This is a genomic window from Companilactobacillus paralimentarius (assembly GCF_963227125.1).
Taxonomy (GTDB): domain Bacteria; phylum Bacillota; class Bacilli; order Lactobacillales; family Lactobacillaceae; genus Companilactobacillus; species Companilactobacillus paralimentarius.
On sequence record NZ_OY724131.1, the window covers coordinates 2,318,783 to 2,337,507 of the forward strand.

The following is an 18,725-nucleotide window of genomic DNA, read 5'->3' on the forward strand; positions in this document are numbered from 1 at the left end:
ACTCGATTTTGAGTTGCTGGCTATTTTTAATATCTATTGAAATTTAAATTAGATTAAACCGCCTTCGACGTCTTTACTTTATTTAATTTGTCCAACTAAAATTGTTGATCCAACTGTTATTTGCTTTACTTGGTTCCAATCTATCAAACTACTATCAATATTGAACAATAACGGCGTCATATTGATAAAAGCACTCCGTTCTTCTTCAGAGACGTTATACGTCCTTGTAGCGTCGATTTGATCCACTAGCGTACAATGTTCCTCAAAGTAATCTAAAACCTTCTGATTGGAGTATTTCTCCTGCTTCAATTGGTCTTTAGCTTGCTGACGTAATTCCTGAACGTGATACTCATTGGGAATAACCTTCAAAACATATCCTGCTGGCTTTAAAATCCTACTAAACTCACCATAGTTAGCGGGAGAAAAGATATCAATGATTCCATCGATCCTTTGAGCTTGTATTGGTAAATGGGCTAAATCTCCGATAAACCATTCAACTGGAGTGTTAGGTCCCTTAGCTGCTAATTGAATCGAATCTTTAGAAATATCAAAAGCAAAGACATCCTTATTTTCTAATTCAGCAATTTTTTTCGAATAGTAACCTTCACCACAACCAACATCGAGTGTACTTTGAATATTAAGATCCTGAATCAATTTCACAATTTTATCGGCAATATGATCGTACATTCCATGCTCCAAAATCAAATGACGATTTTCAAAAGATTCCAAATCATAATTTTTCTGTTGTTTACTATTTAACACAAAATCGACGAAACCCTTTTTGGAAATATCGAAGGTATGATTTTGATTACAAGTTAAACTGTTCCCTACTAAATTCAATTTTTCTCCACAAATCGGACATTGAAAATATTCACCGCTGTTATTAAATTTTTGAATCTTATTATTCATTAAAAGCACCTATTCTTCTGCTTTTGATATCAACTGAGGCATCGCACTGTCTAAAAATTTTTGTGCAAAATCATCGTCATATATCCAAGCATTAATTTGATTTTTAGCTAAGATCAACGGCATTCGATCATGAATTTTGACCATTGATTCATTCGGTTTGGTGGTAAAAAGAATGCTTTGAGCCACACCATCAAACTGATTGTAACAACCAGCAATAAAGAGTGTCTCGGGATCATTACTGAAATTAAATTTATATTTCTGTTTTGTTTTATTCCACTCAAAGAAACCAGTTGTTGGATAAACGCAGCGGCGTTTTTTAAATGATTCCGCAAACATTTGTTTTTGTTGAACCGTCTCCGAACGAGCATTGATGATTGATTGTCCCGTTTTAAAACCTGGGAATCCCCATTTCATGCCCACAACTTGTACCATTTTTTCTCCAGCAATAATCAGTGCTGTCTCATCAGTTGGAAAGACTTCACCAACTTTAGGATTGTAACCTGCATCGACTGCCAATTGATAAATTCGTTTTATTTCAGGATTCTGATCTGGTTGAAACATATAACGTCCACACATAATTATCCTCCCGCTTTCACTTATAATTAATTATGCAATAAAAAAAATTCAATTCCAATTAGAATTGAATTTTATATTGAAAGCAAATTAAATATTTTTAGGCCAAGAATTTCCAAAGTCTTTTTGTGGCAAGCACAATAAAACTAGTAACGCTATATCACCTAAGAACGGAATTATCGGTAACAACACCCACCAGCCGTGCATTTTTCTATCGTGCAATCTTCTAATAATGGCCGTAAAAACAGAAATTATATAATATCCGAATGCTATTGCCAAAGCTACGCCAACAATTGAACTCCAATAAAAATCAGTTATAGGCATTTTAGTAATCACGAATCCTAAAATTCCCATGATAATTCCGGCTACAATAGTCATTCCTAAAAAGCCCCACCAGAAATCCTTACGACTCATTCTCTTAGCGCCTACAAATAAATCTTGAAAATATAATTTTGTGGAAGAAATGATTCCTGGATGAAAACTTTCATTCCATACTTGTTCTTTCATTTGCATTTGATTTCTCCTAAATGTGAATTCCAATAATGAATCCTAAAATACCAAAAATGTAAGTTAAAACAAAGTATAACAGACATCTCCATAAGCGGTGTTGGAACCACAACTGACTTAACTCCATACTAAAGGTACCAAAGGTGGTAAAGCCTCCACAGAATCCTGTACCTAATAGTAATAATATCGCACCATTATGAATTTGTGCAGTGAATATTCCCAGCAGCAAGGCACCAAAAATATTGATCAGTAAGGTTATAACGGGAAAATCAACTGGAATCTTGGATTGTAATAAAGTTAGCTCATTTCTTATAAAGGCACCAATAGCAGCACCAAAACCTACAATTAAAAAATTCATTTGTGCTTGCTCCTTATATAGTCATTAAATGCCTGACCAGCTGCCCAATAATTACCCAATAGGGCTAACAAGAAGCCACCGACAAGTGTGAACGTCAGATATATCAGTAAAGATTGCCATTGACCGTTTTCATATAACCGATAAGTATCGGCTGTAAATGTTGAAAAAGTCGTATAGGAACCTAATAGACCTGTACTCAAGGTCAAAACTACTTGCGAGGATAAGTTATATCGATCCTGTAAATAATGAATCAAAAATGGCAATAACAAAGCTCCACTCAAATTGGCTATTAGTGTCCCCAGAGGAAATCCATTACTTGTTTTGAAAATTAAACTCTCGCCATAACGAAGATTACTACCGATAAATGCTCCAATTAAAAGAAGCAAAAATACTTTACCCTTTTCCTTCAACATAAAAAAATCACCCTCAAAAACAAAAGAATTGGATACAATATCCTTTATCATTCACTTCAAATAACCCAGAAATTTAAAACAGCACCTATTTAAAAACGTAATGCATTACGCTTATTCTAAATAGATGCTGTTATTTTTATTTCAAAAATTTAGAAAGAGAACAATAAACGGAATCTTTTACTAGTCTGGAATAAAAGTTAAAAATGCGGTTAGTTTCAAGTTACATCCAGAATATTTTCAACTTCTATGAAAGACAGAATCCAAACTCTTTTTTAATCATTATTTTTTATCAACATCATGTCCACCGAATTCATTTCTCAAGGCAGCCACAACTTTACCGGTAAAAGTATCATCTTCTAAAGAACGATAACGCATCATCAATGATGCTGCAATAACTGGTGTTGGTACTTGTAATTTCAGAGCTTCTTCCAAAGTCCACTTACCTTCACCAGAGGAATGCATTACCCCTTTTATTTCATTCAAATTAGGATCTTTTGAAAATGCTGATTGTGTCAATTCCATCAACCAACTACGAATAACTGATCCGTGTTCCCAAACTTTAGCAACAGCTTCATTATCATAATCAAATTGACTGTGAGACAAGACATCGAATCCTTCAGCAATTGCTTGCATCATTCCGTATTCAATGCCATTGTGAACCATCTTTAGATAATGACCACTACCGGCCTTTCCAGTATACAAGTATCCGTCTGTTTGAGCAATTCCTTTGAAAATTGGTTCAATATATTCAAAAGTTTTTTCATCATCGCCACCAATCATGAAGTTACCATCACGATTAGCACCACTCATACCGCCAGAAGTACCGACATCAAAGAATTTAATTTCTTTATCTTTCAAGATTTGGTTATGTTTCAATGAATTCTCGAAAAATGAATTGCCACCATCAATTACAATATCATTGGGATCAAGAATTTCGCTAAGCTTATCAATTGTTTCATTTGTAGGATTTCCTGCTGGTAACATTACCCAGACAATACGTGGAGCTTGTAATTGCTTAACAGCGTCCTCCAAGGTTTGTTCTACTTGTGCACCTAGTGTTGAGGCATCATTTCTGGCAGCATCGTTTAAATCAAACGCAACTACCTCGTTTCCATTACGAATCAAATTCTCAGTCAAATTGATTCCCATCTTGCCTAACCCAATCATTGCTAATTTCAAAATTAATCCTCCTAAATTGTTATCACAAGGATTAATTATACATAAAAAAACCGCACCAAAAACAACATTTTGGTACGACCCGATTGCTTAAAAGGTTGATATCATCGACTTAATTGGCTGCTTAGCCCATAAATTTGTTCCACCAATGACCCTTTTTATCATTATTAACCTTTTCGTTAACACGTTCTTTGATCTCTTCATTGTCATTGCCACTGTTACTAGAATCCTTACTTTGAACTTTTTCCTCTGCTTGTTGCTTCAAGGTATCTAGTTCAACTTGTAATTCTTCTTTAGCCTTTTGAGCGTCATTAAGTTCATCTTGCAATTCTTTGATTGTAAGTTCGCGCTTTTTGTTTTCAGACTCTAATTTAGCAACGGTTACTTGTAATTCTTTAACCTTTGCTTCTTGTTGTCCATCCTCAGTTTTATCCTTTTTCACTTCAGAAGTTGGATAAATTTGCATTGCGGATGTTTCCAGAGTCATTTTAGGTCCATGGCTCAATTTAACCATTTCTCTAAAATCTTCAATATTTTTTTGCGTGTATAAACGATTATTTTGACTATTACGTTCAAAATATTTACTATTCTCAGTCGTGCGTTCAACGATCAAAGAATATTTACGCAGTGTAGCTACACTTATCCTTAAATCTTTGGCAGCTTGTGCAGGAGTTAATAAATTGTTGCTTTTTACTTTAGTCAAAAGGATTCCCCCAAGGTTGTTTCATTCTCTTCATTATAAAAATAATAATTGTGAAGTTCAACTACAAAATCAATGTAGTCTAAATTAAAATCATCCTTGCTATATTTTAACCTTCAAATTGGATATACTAAAGATGTATTAATAAAATATTTACTCTTAGCCGACACAGTCGGTTTTTCTTTGGTGTATAATTCATCTTACAAGAACAGAAGGGGAAATCATATATTGTCAAGTTCTACAATTACAACAAATTTCATTATCATTTTACTTACTTTCATTTTTGCTTTCTTCTTTGTTGCTGCTGAGTTTGCTTTAGTACAAACCAGGTCCAGTCAACTAGAAGATGCAATTTCAAAGGGTAATGGTAATACAAAAAAATTAAAACGTGCTCTTATGATGGTCAATAACCTCAACGAGTACTTATCAACAACACAAGTCGGTACTAGTATTGCTGGTATCATCTTAGGTTGGATCGGTGAAAGTACAATTGAGTACCTATTAGTAGAAGTGTTGGGTGTTGCTCATATCTCTGCTGGTGGTAGTAGCGGTTTACATGCCGTCAGTTCCATTGTTGGTGTGCTTTTACTAACATACCTTGAAGTTGTTTTGACGGAAATTGTTCCTAAAAACATCTCAATTGATATGCCAATGACGATGTTAATGCTTGTCGTTACACCGTTGCGATTCTTCCATATTGCCGTTTATCCATTCGTTTGGTTATTAAACGTGTCTGCTTCAGGTATCGTTCGTTTAATGGGAATGAAGCCTGCCGATTCAGAAAATGAAGTTTTCTCTCAATCAGAAATCCTTAGACTTTCTAAATCATCTATTAAGGGTGGTGATATGGAACCTGATGATGTTATCTTCATGCAACGTGCTTTTGAATTAAACGATAAAGTTGCTAAAGATATTATGGTTGATAGAACTAGTCTTTACGTTGTCGATATTACCGATAAAGTTAAGGACGTTATCAAAGATTATTTACAACAAGGTTTCTCAAGATTCCCTGTTGTTGCCGATAACGATAAGGATAAAGTTTTAGGTTATGTATATGCCTATGATATTGTTCGTCAAAACCAAGTCGATGGTAATGTTGGCATCAGCCGCATCTTGAGATCTGTTAACACGGTTCCTGAAACAATGCCTATCCAAGATATTTTATCTAAGATGATCAAAAAACAAACACCTATCGTTATTGTCGTTGATGAATACGGTGGGACAAGTGGTATCGTTACTGATAAAGATATTTACGAAGAATTATTTGGTACCGTTAAAGACGAAATCGACGATGTTTCCGATGAATATATTGTTAAGAATCCTGATGGTTCTTATAATGTTTCTGGTAAAACCACACTTTATGATTTCGAACGTTACTTCAAATCCGATATTCCTGAATTTCAAGATTCTGATATTATCACTGTTGGTGGTTATATCATTGAAAAGTATCCTAACATTCAAAAGGATTTTGAGTTCGAGATGGATAACTTTAAGTTTAAGGTCGCTGAATTCGACCACGGATTCGTTAACTGGTTCAAAGTTACAGTTGATAAGACAGCTGTTACTAAACAAGATAACTTAGCATCACTTACTGATGTTGATGATTTAAAAGATTAAAACTAAGCAAATAGCCAATAACTCGTAATTGAGTTATTGGCTATTTGTTTGACTAAAATGAAATGTATTCATTATTAAACTCTTTTATTTTTTCACAGAGTAGCTAGCCCAAAATGTCGGAACGTTGAAATCATGAAGTTTACCTTCACTATTAGTATCTTCATATAAATCAACAATTTGAAAACCAACCTTGATTTGACTACGCAATTGCTCATCCAACGTATGTGAGAACTGAACTCCATCTTCCTCTAAAGGAAATTCTTCTTTAATTTTATCATCCTGTAAAGGATTGTAAGGTAAAGCATGATTCTGTCTTATCGAAGATATAGTTGATACCATTATCCATGCCTACCAGTAAGCGACCACCTTTTTTCAAAATACGATGGCTCTCTTTCCAAACATGTTGAACATCCTCAATATAACAATTAGCAACTGGTTGAATGATCAACTCAAAACTATCATCTGCAAATGGCAAAGGCTTAGTCATATCGCCACGAATAATTTCAATATCATATCCTTCACGTTTAGCAACTAACTCTTCAGCGTCTAATTGTTTTTGCGAATAATCAAAGACTGTACATTCGGCACCCAAAGCAGCTAGTATTGGCATCTGTTGACCACCGCCTGAAGCTAAACCTAAAACCTTTTTACCAGCTAAAGATTCTGGGAACCAATCACGGGGAATTTCACGATTAGGTGTCAAAACCATTCTAAATTCACCTTTTTGTGCCTTAACGTATTCTTCGTGAGAGATAGGTTTTCCCCATTCCCAACCTTCTTCGACCCAATGGTCAATAACTTTAGAATTAAATTTTGTATAATCCATTAGCTTTCCTCATTTGTAAAATTTCTATAATTATAGAATTAATATTCTTCTATAACAACAAAAATAACCACCCAACTAAAAGTTGACTGGTTATTTGTTGAATATCATTTTTCTTTACTACTCTTTAAGCCTTCAATTTTACTGAAGTCAATTAAATTTAATTTGTTAATAAACAGTACTGCGATAATAACTAATAATGATAAGAATGAAGTACGACGAGCTAACTTTTGCGTTGTTGTTTCAAAGTAATCGACCACTACTTTACCTTTGCCATGAATGGTTACTTGCGCCAAGTTATTATTAGTTTTATCTACATGCAATTCGGATACTTTTCCCTTCGATTGCGTGCTTTGGAAACCATAATAACCGATAATCGGCAAATCAACTTTGGCATGCTCAGCGTTCTTAAAATTGAAACTTAAACGTGTGCCATATTGCTTGAAATTAGTAATCTTAGCTTTTCCTTTAGTTACTTGAGGCTTATGTTTGCTTCTCTGTAACTTGCTCAAGTTAGTTCCTATAGGAAGATACTCTTGACCTGCACCAATACTATAAGGTTCTGACTTACTGTAAGCCTCATAAGTATTTCTCTGAAGTGGTGAATCAGTTACCAAACGATATTCTGCAGAAATTGCTGTCAACATGACAAGTACTATCAACATGGTTTTCATCGTTCTCTTTTTGAATATTCCTAATGGATCAGCGGCAATAAAGACCGCCAACAATAATGAAGCAATCATGTAAAAGCGCCATGGAAATTGAATCATCTTAATTGGTGTCTTATTCAAAAGTTCCCAAGGGAACAATTTAGTACTGCAGAGTAACATCACTGCTCCAATTAATGAAAAATCACGGACAGCCTTGTTCTCAACTTTAGTCAAAGAGATAAAGACGACTATTGCTGCAAATAACATCAGAATTCCGGGATTAGCCTGATTATAAACATTATTTAGACTCGCATGAGCCATATCAGAAAAATCAGCTGCAGCCGCAACTAAATTAGAATTCGATTGAGTCAAAACAAACTTAGTATGTTTTACCTGCTCCAACATCGGTAGGAAATAAGCTGCCGTTAGAAGTAAGGAACAAATCGTTGCCCAACAAAGAGATAATAATCGAGTTGGTGTTTTTTTCAGTTCACCAATCTGACAAACTGCTACTGCAACAATCACAATAGCCATCAATATTGGTGTAATTGCATGTGAATAAATAATTCCAATCATACCAAAAGTTAGATACAACCAATTTTTATGTTCACCGTAAAAAATTTCATAAATACCTAATAACGCTATTGGTAAAAAAATGAATGCTCCCACTTCACCTAAATCGTGACGATATAGGACATCATACATTCGATATGTTGATAGCGTGTAAACGAAACTGAAGACCAAACTGTTCCAATATTCCTTCTTGATCTTAAAGAAACAAAGGAAAGAAACTCCCATTGTCAAAAATGTTAATAGAATATTCAATCCGACAATTGCTTGAGCACTGGAGTAACCCATTAAGCGTAAGAAAGCAGCTGGGTAAAGTAGAAAATCAGAATAAAAGATATTAACAATATATCCGAAACCATCCATAAATGACATGTTGATAAACGGGAAATACTGGTGACGCAACAATGAATGATATAGTCCCTCAATTCTCATATTGTGGAACCGATCATCACTCGTACCTAAGAATGACCAAATCTTACCTTGGAAAATCTGTGCTTGATAGACAGCCAAAATGCTGACCAGTAGAAAAAGCGCAATTGTAAAAACAATAATTGCAACTTTTTTCCAATTCTTTTTATTCAAAAATGTTAATTGCATAACAAAATACCTTTCTTAGTGATAAACACAATACGTTTATTATACTAACTAGCTTCTTGTAAAAGATACCTATTTCTCACTCTTTTTTCCTAATGTAACAAGTAATCAACAAGATCAATAAACTAGATATCGAAACAATTCTACTACACTTTTGAATCCATGTTTGAACATATTCAACCCTAACAATCCCCTGGCCATTTAGAGTCACTTGGCCTAAGCCCGTTTTCAAATTCATTTTCAATGGTGACACATTGCCAAGTGATTTTCTAGATGAATATCCATAATAACCAATAATTGGTAAATTGATTTTGGCTCCTTTAGCGTTAGTAAAATTAAAACTTAACTGTGATCCATTCTGCTCAAAGTCAGTAATCTTAATGGTGCCCTTTGCCACCGTAGGAACATGCGGAGTTAATCGTAATCTAGCTAGGTTGGCATTTCTGGGCAAATATTCCTCCCCACTACCAATACTGTAAGAATCTAAATGGTCAAAAGTAGTATAAGTATCATATTCATTAGAATAATTTTTAATTAGTATTGCTTCCGAAGTTAAAGTAAGCATGACTACTAAACCCAGAAAGATAATTTGTAATTGTCTCTTTTCAAAAAGATGTAACGGATCAGCGACTAGAAAGATACTGAAAAGAATTGTAATCAACATGTTCAATCGCCAGGGAAATTGGATTATCTTCAATGGCGTATTTTCTAATATTTTCCAAGGAAAAAATTTAGTTGTCATTATTAAAAAAATTTCACCAATCACTGCAAAATCACGCACTGCCACATTCTTTTCTTTCCAAATGGCGAAGGGAATAATTAAACCAATGGCAATACAAACCAACCCGATACCTTCTTGATAAAGATTGTTTGTAAAACTCCAAACCAGGATATCTTTAAACGAATTGCTTCTTTGAGCAATATCAATTAATGGAGAGGTCAATTTAAATTCTGTCTGATGCAGCTGTTCAAACATTGGCAAAAAATAGGCTAAACTCAAGGCTCCAGCGAGTAAGCCCGCATAAATCAATTTAATAATTCGTTGTGGCTCTTTAAACAAATTTTTGAGCCTAAATAAAATTACGAAAAATATGAAAATTCCAATCAAAATTGGTGACAGTGCATGAGCATAAATCACCATTACCATTCCAAAAGCTAAAATTTTCCATTTGTCAGCATCCGCATAAAAAATCTCATAAATGCCCAAGATAACAATTGGTAAAAAAGTCAGTGTTAATGTCTCACCTATATCAAATCTACGTACCATATCAAAAATGCGATAAGCACTTAAAGTGTAAACAAAGCTAAATAGTAAGCTTTTGGCATCGTTATGACTGACATAACGGTAGGTATAGAAGGCTATCAAAAAAGTACTAAAATTCAGAATGACATAATAAGTCACAAAAGCTTGCGCTGTGGTCAAACCAAATAGCCTTAGAATAGCTGCTGGATAGAGCCAAAGATCCGCATAAAAAATATTGGCGATATATCCAAATCCATTCATAAATGACATATTTACAACTGGGAAAAATTGACCATGCTTTAGAGATTGATATAAACCCTCAATTCTTAGCACATGAAAGCGGCCATCGGTATCAAGATCCAAGTAAGACCAAATATGACCGTTTGCTAAATCTGTTATATAAATAATGGCGACACTCATAACAAGAAACAGTAACCAGATGAAAAGTATTTTGTGTTGAACAAACATTTTTTTCATAATTTCTACCTAGTAGTAAAAAAGGGCTGTACGATAAATAGAGTTGATAGGCATTTTGCCATCAACTCTATTTTTGTATACCATTTATTAATAAAACTATTTTAGAACATCAAAAAGACACCATCCATACCTTTAGATGTTCTACCCTCTACAGCTTCACAATGAAAGGAATTTGAATGATGTCCCTAAGTAATAAGTCTATACGAAACGCTCTTGAAATGAAAGATGAGAATATTATCTTTACTGAAGACTCAAAATTTATGTTAGTTAATGGCATCAAGTCCTTAGTCTATTTTGCAATGCTAACTAAACAGATTGACCGTTGTCTTAACTGTGGCCTTGCAGGCCACTTAGTTAAGAATGGATTTAATAAAAATATGATAGTCGCTCCATCATTATCATTACGTCCAACGTATATAAGTCTGAAACGTCAAAAGTATAAATGTAAATCTTGTAACTCTATCTTTGTAGCCAAAACTAGTTATGTTTGGGAATATTGTCAAATCGCACAACCTGTTAGACAAATGATCTTATCAGAAACTGCTTTTAATACATCATTGAAGGATATCGGCAGACGTTTTAACGTCTCCGATAAGACCGTTCAACGTATCATCGATGAAGAAGCCAAGATGCACAAGAAATCACTTCCTGAACATCTTCCTAAGCACTTGGCATTTGATGAATTTATGTCTACTGACAAGATGAGCTTTATTTGGTTAGATAGCGATAATCATCGTACGGGTGATATCTTGCCCAGAAGAACTTCATATCAAATCAGTAAATACTTCAGTCGATTTCCTTTGAAAGTCAGAAGACAGGTAAAAACTATTTCTTTGGATTTAAATGCCGGATACATTAATTTAGTACCAAAGTTGTTTCCAAAGGCCAAAGTCGTTGTTGATAGATTTCATATCGTTCAGATGATGAATCGTTCTCTCAATTCAACTAGAATACAGGTAATGAAACGAATGCCTAAAAGAAGTAAAGAATACTTGTTCATGAAGAGAGATTGGAAAAAATTCTTGGAATCATTCGATTCCATCGAAAAGATAAACCCTAAGTATCAGTACAGTGTTGGTTATTATGAAACGGATCTAAATTTAATCACAAAGTGTTTAGATTTGGACGAAGGTTTCGCCAAGTCCTACGAAGTATATCAAGATATTTTAAAGGCTATTAGAACAGGCGATACTGATACAATGAATCAGATACTACTCAATTATCATCCACTCAATACCGCTATGGATCAAACAATGACATCATTAAGAAAATATCGTAAACAAGTATTAAATGCACTGAAGCTTAAATATTCCAACGGATTTTTAGAGGGAATCATTGGAAGAATAAAAAAGATAAAAAGTAGTGCCTATGGATATCGTAGTTGGAACAACTTTACTGAACGTATAAATATTCAAATGTTTTGGCTTCGAGCAAGCTCATCAGCCAAATAAAAAAACAGCTAGACCATTTATGGTCTAACTGTTAACTTGAACCGCCATCAACTTGATTTGACGAACAGCCTAAAAAAGGAGTTTGAAGACATGCGTCTTCAAACTCCCTCAAGATATTTTTCTATTTTATTTTAATAATATTGACACTTTTATCAATTAGTTCTTTTGAATTACTAAAAATCAGTAACTGTGTTTTAGGATCAACTTTCAATTTCAAATGATCATCCAAAAAATCTTTTGCACTATCTTTGAAATAGATTATTCCCAAATTACTGTCTAAATGTACCGTATAATCTGTCAAATCTGCTGTTGGATCAACCACAATAATTCGAAATTTCGTCAAAAGCGCGCAAGTACCCTCATCCGAAAAACGACCAAAGCCATCGTCCAAATCTAAGAGCAATTTCTTACCTGCATCAACGTATTTTTGTAGCTTGATCTGAGCCTCATTGCTTATTTCAATTTTCATTATCGACCTCAATATTTATACTTCATGGTACTACCCCAATCAATTAAACTGACAATAAATACCATAAATATAATTGTTATATAACTCAGGAATATCCCATTGAGAACATTGTATAATACATCCCTGACATTGTAGTCGATATTGCTTACAATAACATCTTGCAATGGATAGTAAACACACCCTAATACGATTGCTAATAAAATTGAAGTACAAATACCAACCGTACCCAAGTGATGGAAGAATAACATATTAGAACCAACTTTGGAACGCAAACGGATTGCTAGTAAAATAAAGATTCCGGCTGCCGCAACCATGATCGTCTTAATCAACTTTTTAATAGTTTGAATCTTAACAATCACCGTTTCGATCGGTCCTAAATCATTATCCACGATCTGGTTCATCAAATCTTCATTACTTTTAATAACAGTATCGATTTCATTATCAATATTTAATCCATAATTCTTGGCTTCAGCTTTTAATTTAGTACTAATAGTCGCTAAAATGGCACTACCAATAGTTAATTGCGAGTCATCACTATACACTTCATCCACGGAAGTATTGATTATCTTTTTGACATCCTTATTAGTTAAGTTAACGGATGATAAATTAGTCGAAATGGAATAACTATTAACCAGCCTTCCCAATCTTTGATTGGTATAATTCTTGATCAAAGTTACATTTGTTTCACTGCTGACCACTTTTTTCACGTAATTACTATTTAGAACCGTAGACAGAGTGATTCCCAAAAAGACGATTACCATCAAACAAATTGATAACAAAATTAATGTAAAACCGTGTCTATTGTAAGACAATGACTTGCTCATAATTATTTCTCCATAGCTAGATTAACAATCTCTTGAGGCTTGTTGACGATCCACTCAGAATTGGCAGCTTTTAATTCCTTATAGTCACCAAAACCGTATGTCACCCCAATGGCCTTCAAATTGTTTTTATGTGCCCCTACAATATCACTGCTACGATCCCCAACCATAACAAGATTTTTTGTATCTAATTCAACGGAAGTTTTATCAATTCCATAAGAAATGACATCTTCTTTTAATGAACGAACTGACTCATCTTCGGCCGCACCGAAGACATGTCTGACGTATTCTTTCATATTTAACTGGTCAATAATTCTTTTAGCAAAAATTTCCGGTTTAGATGTGGCAATAAATAATTGCTTATCAGCCTCTTTCAATTCTTGAAACATTTCTAGAACACCATCATAAACAGTGTACTCCATCCAACCTTCGTCTTGATAATATTCCCTAAAGGCGTTTATACTTTGATTAATCAACGGATCATCTGGCGCTAAATGATCGTATTTTTGAAGTGAGGCACCTATAGTAGGTCCAATGAAAGTATGCAAAGTCGCATCATCATGAGGAATATATCCCAAGGTATGTTGGTACATATATCTCAAACTTTTCATAATTCCTGTTTCAGAATTAATAATGGTTCCATCCAGATCAAAAAATAAATTGTTCAAATTAAATTCATCCTTTTATGTTAAATTTAAGTTATGTAAAGATTATATAGCATTCAATTAAAAATAACTAACAGTCGTAGGTAGAGTATGGTAAAAATAAAAAAACCGAAAACATATACCAGCCTCGAAGATGGACTAACGAGTCAGCAGGTTGCTACTCAAGTTCAAAAGGGACTGACAAATGTACAAATAAAGAAGTTATCGCGTCCAATACCAAAGATTTTGGCCGATAATCTATTCACACTATTTAATCTTCTAAACTTGATCATCGCTATCTTAATTTTCTGGACTGGATCCTATCGAAACTTGTTCTTCTTAGGACCAGTGATTGCCAATATTATCATTGGTAGTTATCAGGAAATTAGAGCTAAAATCACCGTCGATAAAATTAGTCTGGTCAACACTCAAAACTTTACCGTTATTCGTGATAAACGTAAACAAGAAATTCCAATTGATCAATTAGTCGAAGACGATATCGTTATGGTCAAACGTGGCGATACAATTCCCGCCGATGGGATTGTTCGTTATTCTAATGGCCTACAAATCAACGAATCCAGTATTACTGGTGAATCTGATACTATCACCAAACAAATTGATAATGAAGTTTTCTCTGGTAGTTTTGCCATCGCCGGACAAGCTCAGATCCAACTGACTCAAGTCGGTCATGAGAGTTTTGTCTCTAAATTGTCTTCAGCTGTTGGTAAAGAAAAACGATCCGTTAGCGTTTTAATGAAAATAATTAATAACATCATTAAAATTTTAACATATACCATCATTCCAATTGGACTTCTTTTATTTTTCCGTTCATTCTTAAAAAATGGTGATGTGGCCCAATCCATTTTGGGTACTTCTGCTTCCGTTATTGGAATGATTCCAGAAGGTTTAGTTCTATTAACTGCTGTGGCTCTAGCTACTGGTTCTTATAATTTATCGAAACGTAACATTCTAGTTCGTTCGCTGAGTGCTATCGAAACACTAGCTCGGGTTGATACTTTGTGCCTTGATAAGACTGGTACGATCACTACTGGTAAACTAACAGTTAAGAAAACTCTTACTTATGGAAATATGGATACTAAAGAAGTTCAAGCCATCGCTACTAAAATTGTTGAAGCCACACAGGAAACTAATGCGACTGCTTTAGCTATTAAAAAATTAGACGCTCAAGTCCTTCAAACTAATGTTCAAAAGGTCATTCCGTTTTCATCCGAAACCAAATATTCAGGGTTTATAGATGAAGAAAATGTTCGTTATATTATGGGTGCTCCTGAATTCATTATCAAGAATCCTGCTTCTGAAATTACTCAGACAGTCGAACATGCGGCCGAGAAAGGGTTCCGTGTTATTGCTATTCTTAAAGAAGACTCTCAGCAGACTCTTTTAGGCTTGTTACTGATTTCTGATGAAGTTAGACCGCAGGCTCCTTCCACTTTCTCATATTTAAAAAATCAAGGAATCGATTTAAAAATCATTTCTGGTGATAATCCCGTCACCGTCGCTAATGTTGCAGCACAAGCCGGTATCGCAACTGGTAAGAGTTATATCGATATGAGTAGTGTCAATGATGATCAAGATTATCATGAATTAGTGAAAGAGTACAAAGTCTTTGGTCGAGTTCGTCCTAGTCAAAAGGCTGACTTGATTAAGGCTATGCAAGATAATGGTCTGACCGTTGGTATGACTGGGGATGGTGTCAATGATGTTTTGGCCATGCGTCAATCTGACTGTAGTGTTGCCATTGCAGGTGAAAGTGATGCGGCCGAAGCTTCAGCCGATTTTGTCCTTTTGAATCGTAATTTTGATTCAATGATTTTTATGCTCAATGAGGGCCGACGTGTTATCAATAATGTTGAAAGAGTAGCGTCTCTATTCTTGATCAAAACGATTTATTCCGTTGTTTTGTCGATTTTCTTCATTATTTTGGGAACTGGCTATCCCTTCCAACCATCCCAATTAACACCAATCAACGCTTTAACAGTTGGTATTCCAACATTTATCTTAGCTTTGGAACCAAACTATACTCCACCAGCTGGCCGTTTCATGCGTAACGTTATGGAGATTGCTTTACCATCGGCTATCTGCAATATCATCTTTATCATAGCCATCTCAATTCTGGGTCGACATTTTAATTATAATTTTGCAACAACCTCAACTCTATCTGTCTTTACAATCGGTATTATTGGTTACTGTGCACTGATTTCCATCAGTAATCCGTTGATTGTCAGAAAGCAAGTTATGATTGGTATCTCGTTTGCCTTATTTATCATTACCTTTATCTTTGGAAATAAAGCTTTCGGATTACAAAGTATTTTGACATTACAGTATACATACCTCTTCGTTGCTATCTTCTTAACTGCCTGGCCACTCTTCATGTTCATGCGTGAAGTTTTAGGTCGTAGAGTATTCTCTAAAATTAATTGGAAATAAAAAACTCAATCCGTTTTGGATTGAGTTTTTTTTCAATATTTCAAATGTATTTCACTAGCTTTAACCCACATATTAGTAGCGACTCGATACATTTTAATTCCATTTATTTTAGCAATCCTGTCAGTGTACCAAGGTGTATTTTTAGCTAACACTTTTTCAGTATTTATTTTACCTTTTGAATCATATACTGGTGTCTCTTTTAAAGTCGTAACTACATTGCTAAATGATACGTACTTATAGGCTTTATCAGTTCTAATATACTTATCAGTTGCGACCCGATAATATTCAACGCCATTAATAGTCTTTAATTGGTCGGTTACCCAATTGCTGGCTTGTCCCAATTCGATATTCAAAGGCTTACCATTAACGTCATAAACTTGAACCGTTCCGCCATCAGGATAAGTTGAAACTAATCCCAATTCGTCGCTATCAGTAGCTTTTCTCACAGAAATTTTGATGTTCTTATTACCACTGTCAATTTGATAAATGGCGTCATCAGCATTGACTAAAGCGTAGCCTGCTGGAACTTTCAAATTAATCTTCGAACCATTGGCACCCTTACCTGTTTGAGATCCTACTTCTTTATTAGTAGTCTCATCAATATACGAAATACTATATGACGTATCAGCCTTGGTTACATAGCTGGTAAAGGTCATATTATTTTTATTAAGTAAAAATCCATACGAAGATAGGTCAGCTAAACTGTAGCCGTCGGGAGCTTGAGCATTGATATAATCACCCAAATTACCTTGTGAAGTAGTTTTATCTACCACTTCATTAGTGGAAGCATCTTTATATTGAATCGTATAATTCAATCTTTCAACTGGAATACTAGAAGTTGCCTTTTTAATTAAATAAATAGTTTTCTGTGGTGCCTGACTATCTAAAGTCAATATCATATCCGAAGTATCTGCAAATTCATACCCACTTGGTGCTTGTAAAACAATTGAACTGCCTTCGTCACCAGCCCCGGTTATATCTTTACCTATTTGTTGATTAGTATCTTTATCCAAATATTTAATATCATAATTAACGCTCTTAGCTATTTCAATTGTCTTAGTTGGATTCTTAGCGTCTACTTTAAAAGTTTTTTGAGTGTCACTTAGCGCATAACCACTGGGAAGCTTAGATGTATCAATCATAACAGTTGAGCCATCTACTGCTTGTCCTGATTGCGTATCAATAACATTACCAGTCTTCTTGTTTTTGATAATAAAATTATAATTTACTTGTGTCTTATCGCCTGAAACAGTTATCAATTGATTGCGCTTAGTATAAACAATCTTATTACCAGCAACGTGACTTCCTTCATCAATAACTGGAGTTCCGCTATCATCAATACCAATAGCTTCATAAGTTACTTTATATTGACCAGGTTTAGTAATATCAATCGCATTAGAATTCATAGTAACAGAATATTTATTACCATTAGAATCGGTAATCGTAACTGGCTTACTTAATCCATTTTTATCATTTAATTGTAAAGTTCGATTAGCTAGTTGATTCCAATCTGGCTCCTGGAAAATCTTTACGTGTCGAATTAAAGAATTCCCCTTTATACCATAAGTTACATCAGTAGGAGTAAATTCAATTTCTCCACCCTTAGTGTCTATATTGGAACTCATATGAGTTATTTCAGTTTCAACATCAACCTTATGTCCATTTAAATCAGTTCCATTATGTGATGATTTGGGCACATTAGTACTAGCATTGTTCAAATTCTTTCCACTAGTAATTGTATCCATAAAATCACTTGGTAAACTGTCGCCCTTATAATTCATTGGATCCTGTCGTTCTGAAGTCAATTCAGGTTTGAAATAATTATATTCTAGATTAATAGTCTTAGTTTGCTTACCATCTTTATAACTAACTTTTGTAGCAAAATTTGTTTGCTTGTCACGCTGCTCAATTGTCATTGCCAACGAATTCCCTTTATCATCAACAATACCCAATTTATTTTGTAACAGGGCTGCGTACCCTTCACGACTACTATCTACGTCCTCTTGAAAAATTGGTGAAATTTTTAGTGTTTGATCATTCTTTAAATCAGAAAACTTTTGTTTACCAACCATTCCTGAATCATTGGTTGAATTAGCACTAGTGCTTGTTGCTTGAATCACTGGCGCCCGTTTCAATTCATTTTTAACACGAATTTCCCTTGATTTAGTTGCAGCTTCAATAACTGAAGTATTAGCACCTAAAATTGTGGTTGATAGCAATACCCCAGCTAAAGCTACCATTCTATATTTTTTCATAAAAACATATCTCCCTGATATTTTATA

Annotated in this window: 18 protein-coding genes; 3 read left to right on the forward strand and 15 right to left on the reverse strand. The window is 34.4% G+C overall.

The window, feature by feature from the left end; all coding sequences use genetic code 11:
- Window positions 1-78: 78 nt before the first annotated feature.
- The 7 genes from ACI6PB_RS11450 to ACI6PB_RS11480 form a co-directional block, all read right to left on the reverse strand.
- A complete protein-coding gene (locus ACI6PB_RS11450) occupies window positions 79-909 on the reverse strand; it encodes a methyltransferase domain-containing protein (RefSeq protein ID WP_404327444.1) in 831 nt (276 codons plus the stop codon).
- A gap of 9 nt (window positions 910-918) precedes the next feature.
- Window positions 919-1,485 carry an SOS response-associated peptidase family protein gene (locus tag ACI6PB_RS11455; RefSeq protein WP_034544251.1) on the reverse strand — a complete coding sequence of 189 codons (567 nt, stop codon included), beginning with the start codon at window positions 1,483-1,485 and terminating at the stop codon, window positions 919-921.
- A gap of 87 nt (window positions 1,486-1,572) precedes the next feature.
- Window positions 1,573-1,989 (reverse strand): DUF805 domain-containing protein, encoded by a 417-nt coding sequence (locus ACI6PB_RS11460; RefSeq protein WP_309510684.1) that lies wholly within the window; start codon window positions 1,987-1,989, stop codon window positions 1,573-1,575.
- A gap of 16 nt (window positions 1,990-2,005) precedes the next feature.
- On the reverse strand, window positions 2,006-2,347 hold the full coding sequence (locus ACI6PB_RS11465) for a CrcB family protein (RefSeq protein ID WP_025085802.1): 342 nt from the start codon (window positions 2,345-2,347) through the stop codon (window positions 2,006-2,008).
- Window positions 2,344-2,760: a CrcB family protein gene (locus tag ACI6PB_RS11470; RefSeq protein ID WP_034544312.1), complete on the reverse strand. Its 417-nt coding sequence runs from the start codon at window positions 2,758-2,760 to the stop codon at window positions 2,344-2,346. The genes ACI6PB_RS11465 and ACI6PB_RS11470 overlap by 4 nt, the downstream gene beginning before the upstream one ends.
- 279 nt (window positions 2,761-3,039) lie before the next feature.
- The gene (gene gnd / locus ACI6PB_RS11475) at window positions 3,040-3,939 is read right to left on the reverse strand and encodes a phosphogluconate dehydrogenase (NAD(+)-dependent, decarboxylating) (RefSeq protein ID WP_025085800.1); all 900 of its coding nucleotides are present in this window, start codon (window positions 3,937-3,939) and stop codon (window positions 3,040-3,042) included.
- A 121-nt stretch (window positions 3,940-4,060) separates the two neighbouring features.
- A complete protein-coding gene (locus ACI6PB_RS11480) occupies window positions 4,061-4,639 on the reverse strand; it encodes a hypothetical protein (RefSeq protein ID WP_025085799.1) in 579 nt (192 codons plus the stop codon).
- Between the two features lie 225 nt (window positions 4,640-4,864).
- Between ACI6PB_RS11480 and ACI6PB_RS11485 the strand changes: the two genes are divergently transcribed.
- Complete coding sequence (locus ACI6PB_RS11485; protein WP_025085798.1) at window positions 4,865-6,253, forward strand: hemolysin family protein; 1,389 nt, start codon at window positions 4,865-4,867, stop codon at window positions 6,251-6,253.
- An 84-nt stretch (window positions 6,254-6,337) separates the two neighbouring features.
- On the opposite strand, the gene ACI6PB_RS11490 is transcribed toward ACI6PB_RS11485, so the two are convergent.
- The 4 genes from ACI6PB_RS11490 to ACI6PB_RS11505 all read right to left on the reverse strand — a co-directional run bounded on the left by ACI6PB_RS11490 (window position 6,338) and on the right by ACI6PB_RS11505 (window position 10,610).
- Window positions 6,338-6,592, reverse strand: coding sequence for a methyltransferase (locus ACI6PB_RS11490; RefSeq protein WP_404327445.1), 255 nt, complete (start codon window positions 6,590-6,592; stop codon window positions 6,338-6,340).
- Window positions 6,528-7,079 (reverse strand): class I SAM-dependent methyltransferase, encoded by a 552-nt coding sequence (locus ACI6PB_RS11495; RefSeq protein WP_404327446.1) that lies wholly within the window; start codon window positions 7,077-7,079, stop codon window positions 6,528-6,530. Before ACI6PB_RS11495 ends, ACI6PB_RS11490 begins: the two co-directional genes overlap by 65 nt.
- Before the next feature lie 104 nt (window positions 7,080-7,183).
- Entirely contained in the window at window positions 7,184-8,893 is a 1,710-nt protein-coding gene (locus tag ACI6PB_RS11500; protein WP_404327447.1) for a hypothetical protein, read from the reverse strand.
- 76 nt (window positions 8,894-8,969) lie between these two features.
- On the reverse strand, window positions 8,970-10,610 hold the full coding sequence (locus ACI6PB_RS11505) for a hypothetical protein (RefSeq protein WP_404327448.1): 1,641 nt from the start codon (window positions 10,608-10,610) through the stop codon (window positions 8,970-8,972).
- A gap of 218 nt (window positions 10,611-10,828) precedes the next feature.
- Here ACI6PB_RS11505 and ACI6PB_RS11510 point away from each other — a divergent pair, with 218 nt between their 5' ends.
- Window positions 10,829-12,061: an ISL3 family transposase gene (locus ACI6PB_RS11510; RefSeq protein WP_227005137.1), complete on the forward strand. Its 1,233-nt coding sequence runs from the start codon at window positions 10,829-10,831 to the stop codon at window positions 12,059-12,061.
- Between the two features lie 121 nt (window positions 12,062-12,182).
- Here ACI6PB_RS11510 and ACI6PB_RS11515 read toward each other — a convergent pair whose 3' ends face one another.
- Genes ACI6PB_RS11515 through ACI6PB_RS11525 form a run of 3 tightly spaced genes read right to left on the reverse strand, consistent with a single transcriptional unit; the run spans window position 12,183 to window position 14,019 of the window.
- Window positions 12,183-12,530 (reverse strand): iron-sulfur cluster biosynthesis family protein, encoded by a 348-nt coding sequence (locus ACI6PB_RS11515; RefSeq protein WP_025085794.1) that lies wholly within the window; start codon window positions 12,528-12,530, stop codon window positions 12,183-12,185.
- Window positions 12,531-12,538: 8 nt separating this feature from the next.
- Complete coding sequence (locus tag ACI6PB_RS11520) at window positions 12,539-13,354, reverse strand: hypothetical protein (RefSeq protein ID WP_025085793.1); 816 nt, start codon at window positions 13,352-13,354, stop codon at window positions 12,539-12,541.
- A gap of 2 nt (window positions 13,355-13,356) precedes the next feature.
- Complete coding sequence (locus ACI6PB_RS11525; RefSeq protein ID WP_025085792.1) at window positions 13,357-14,019, reverse strand: HAD hydrolase-like protein; 663 nt, start codon at window positions 14,017-14,019, stop codon at window positions 13,357-13,359.
- Between the two features lie 87 nt (window positions 14,020-14,106).
- On the opposite strand from ACI6PB_RS11525, the gene ACI6PB_RS11530 reads away from it, so the two are divergent.
- Complete coding sequence (locus ACI6PB_RS11530; RefSeq protein WP_056955881.1) at window positions 14,107-16,443, forward strand: HAD-IC family P-type ATPase; 2,337 nt, start codon at window positions 14,107-14,109, stop codon at window positions 16,441-16,443.
- A gap of 32 nt (window positions 16,444-16,475) precedes the next feature.
- On the opposite strand, the gene ACI6PB_RS11535 is transcribed toward ACI6PB_RS11530, so the two are convergent.
- Window positions 16,476-18,698: an SLAP domain-containing protein gene (locus ACI6PB_RS11535; RefSeq protein ID WP_404327449.1), complete on the reverse strand. Its 2,223-nt coding sequence runs from the start codon at window positions 18,696-18,698 to the stop codon at window positions 16,476-16,478.
- Window positions 18,699-18,725 lie beyond the last annotated feature (27 nt).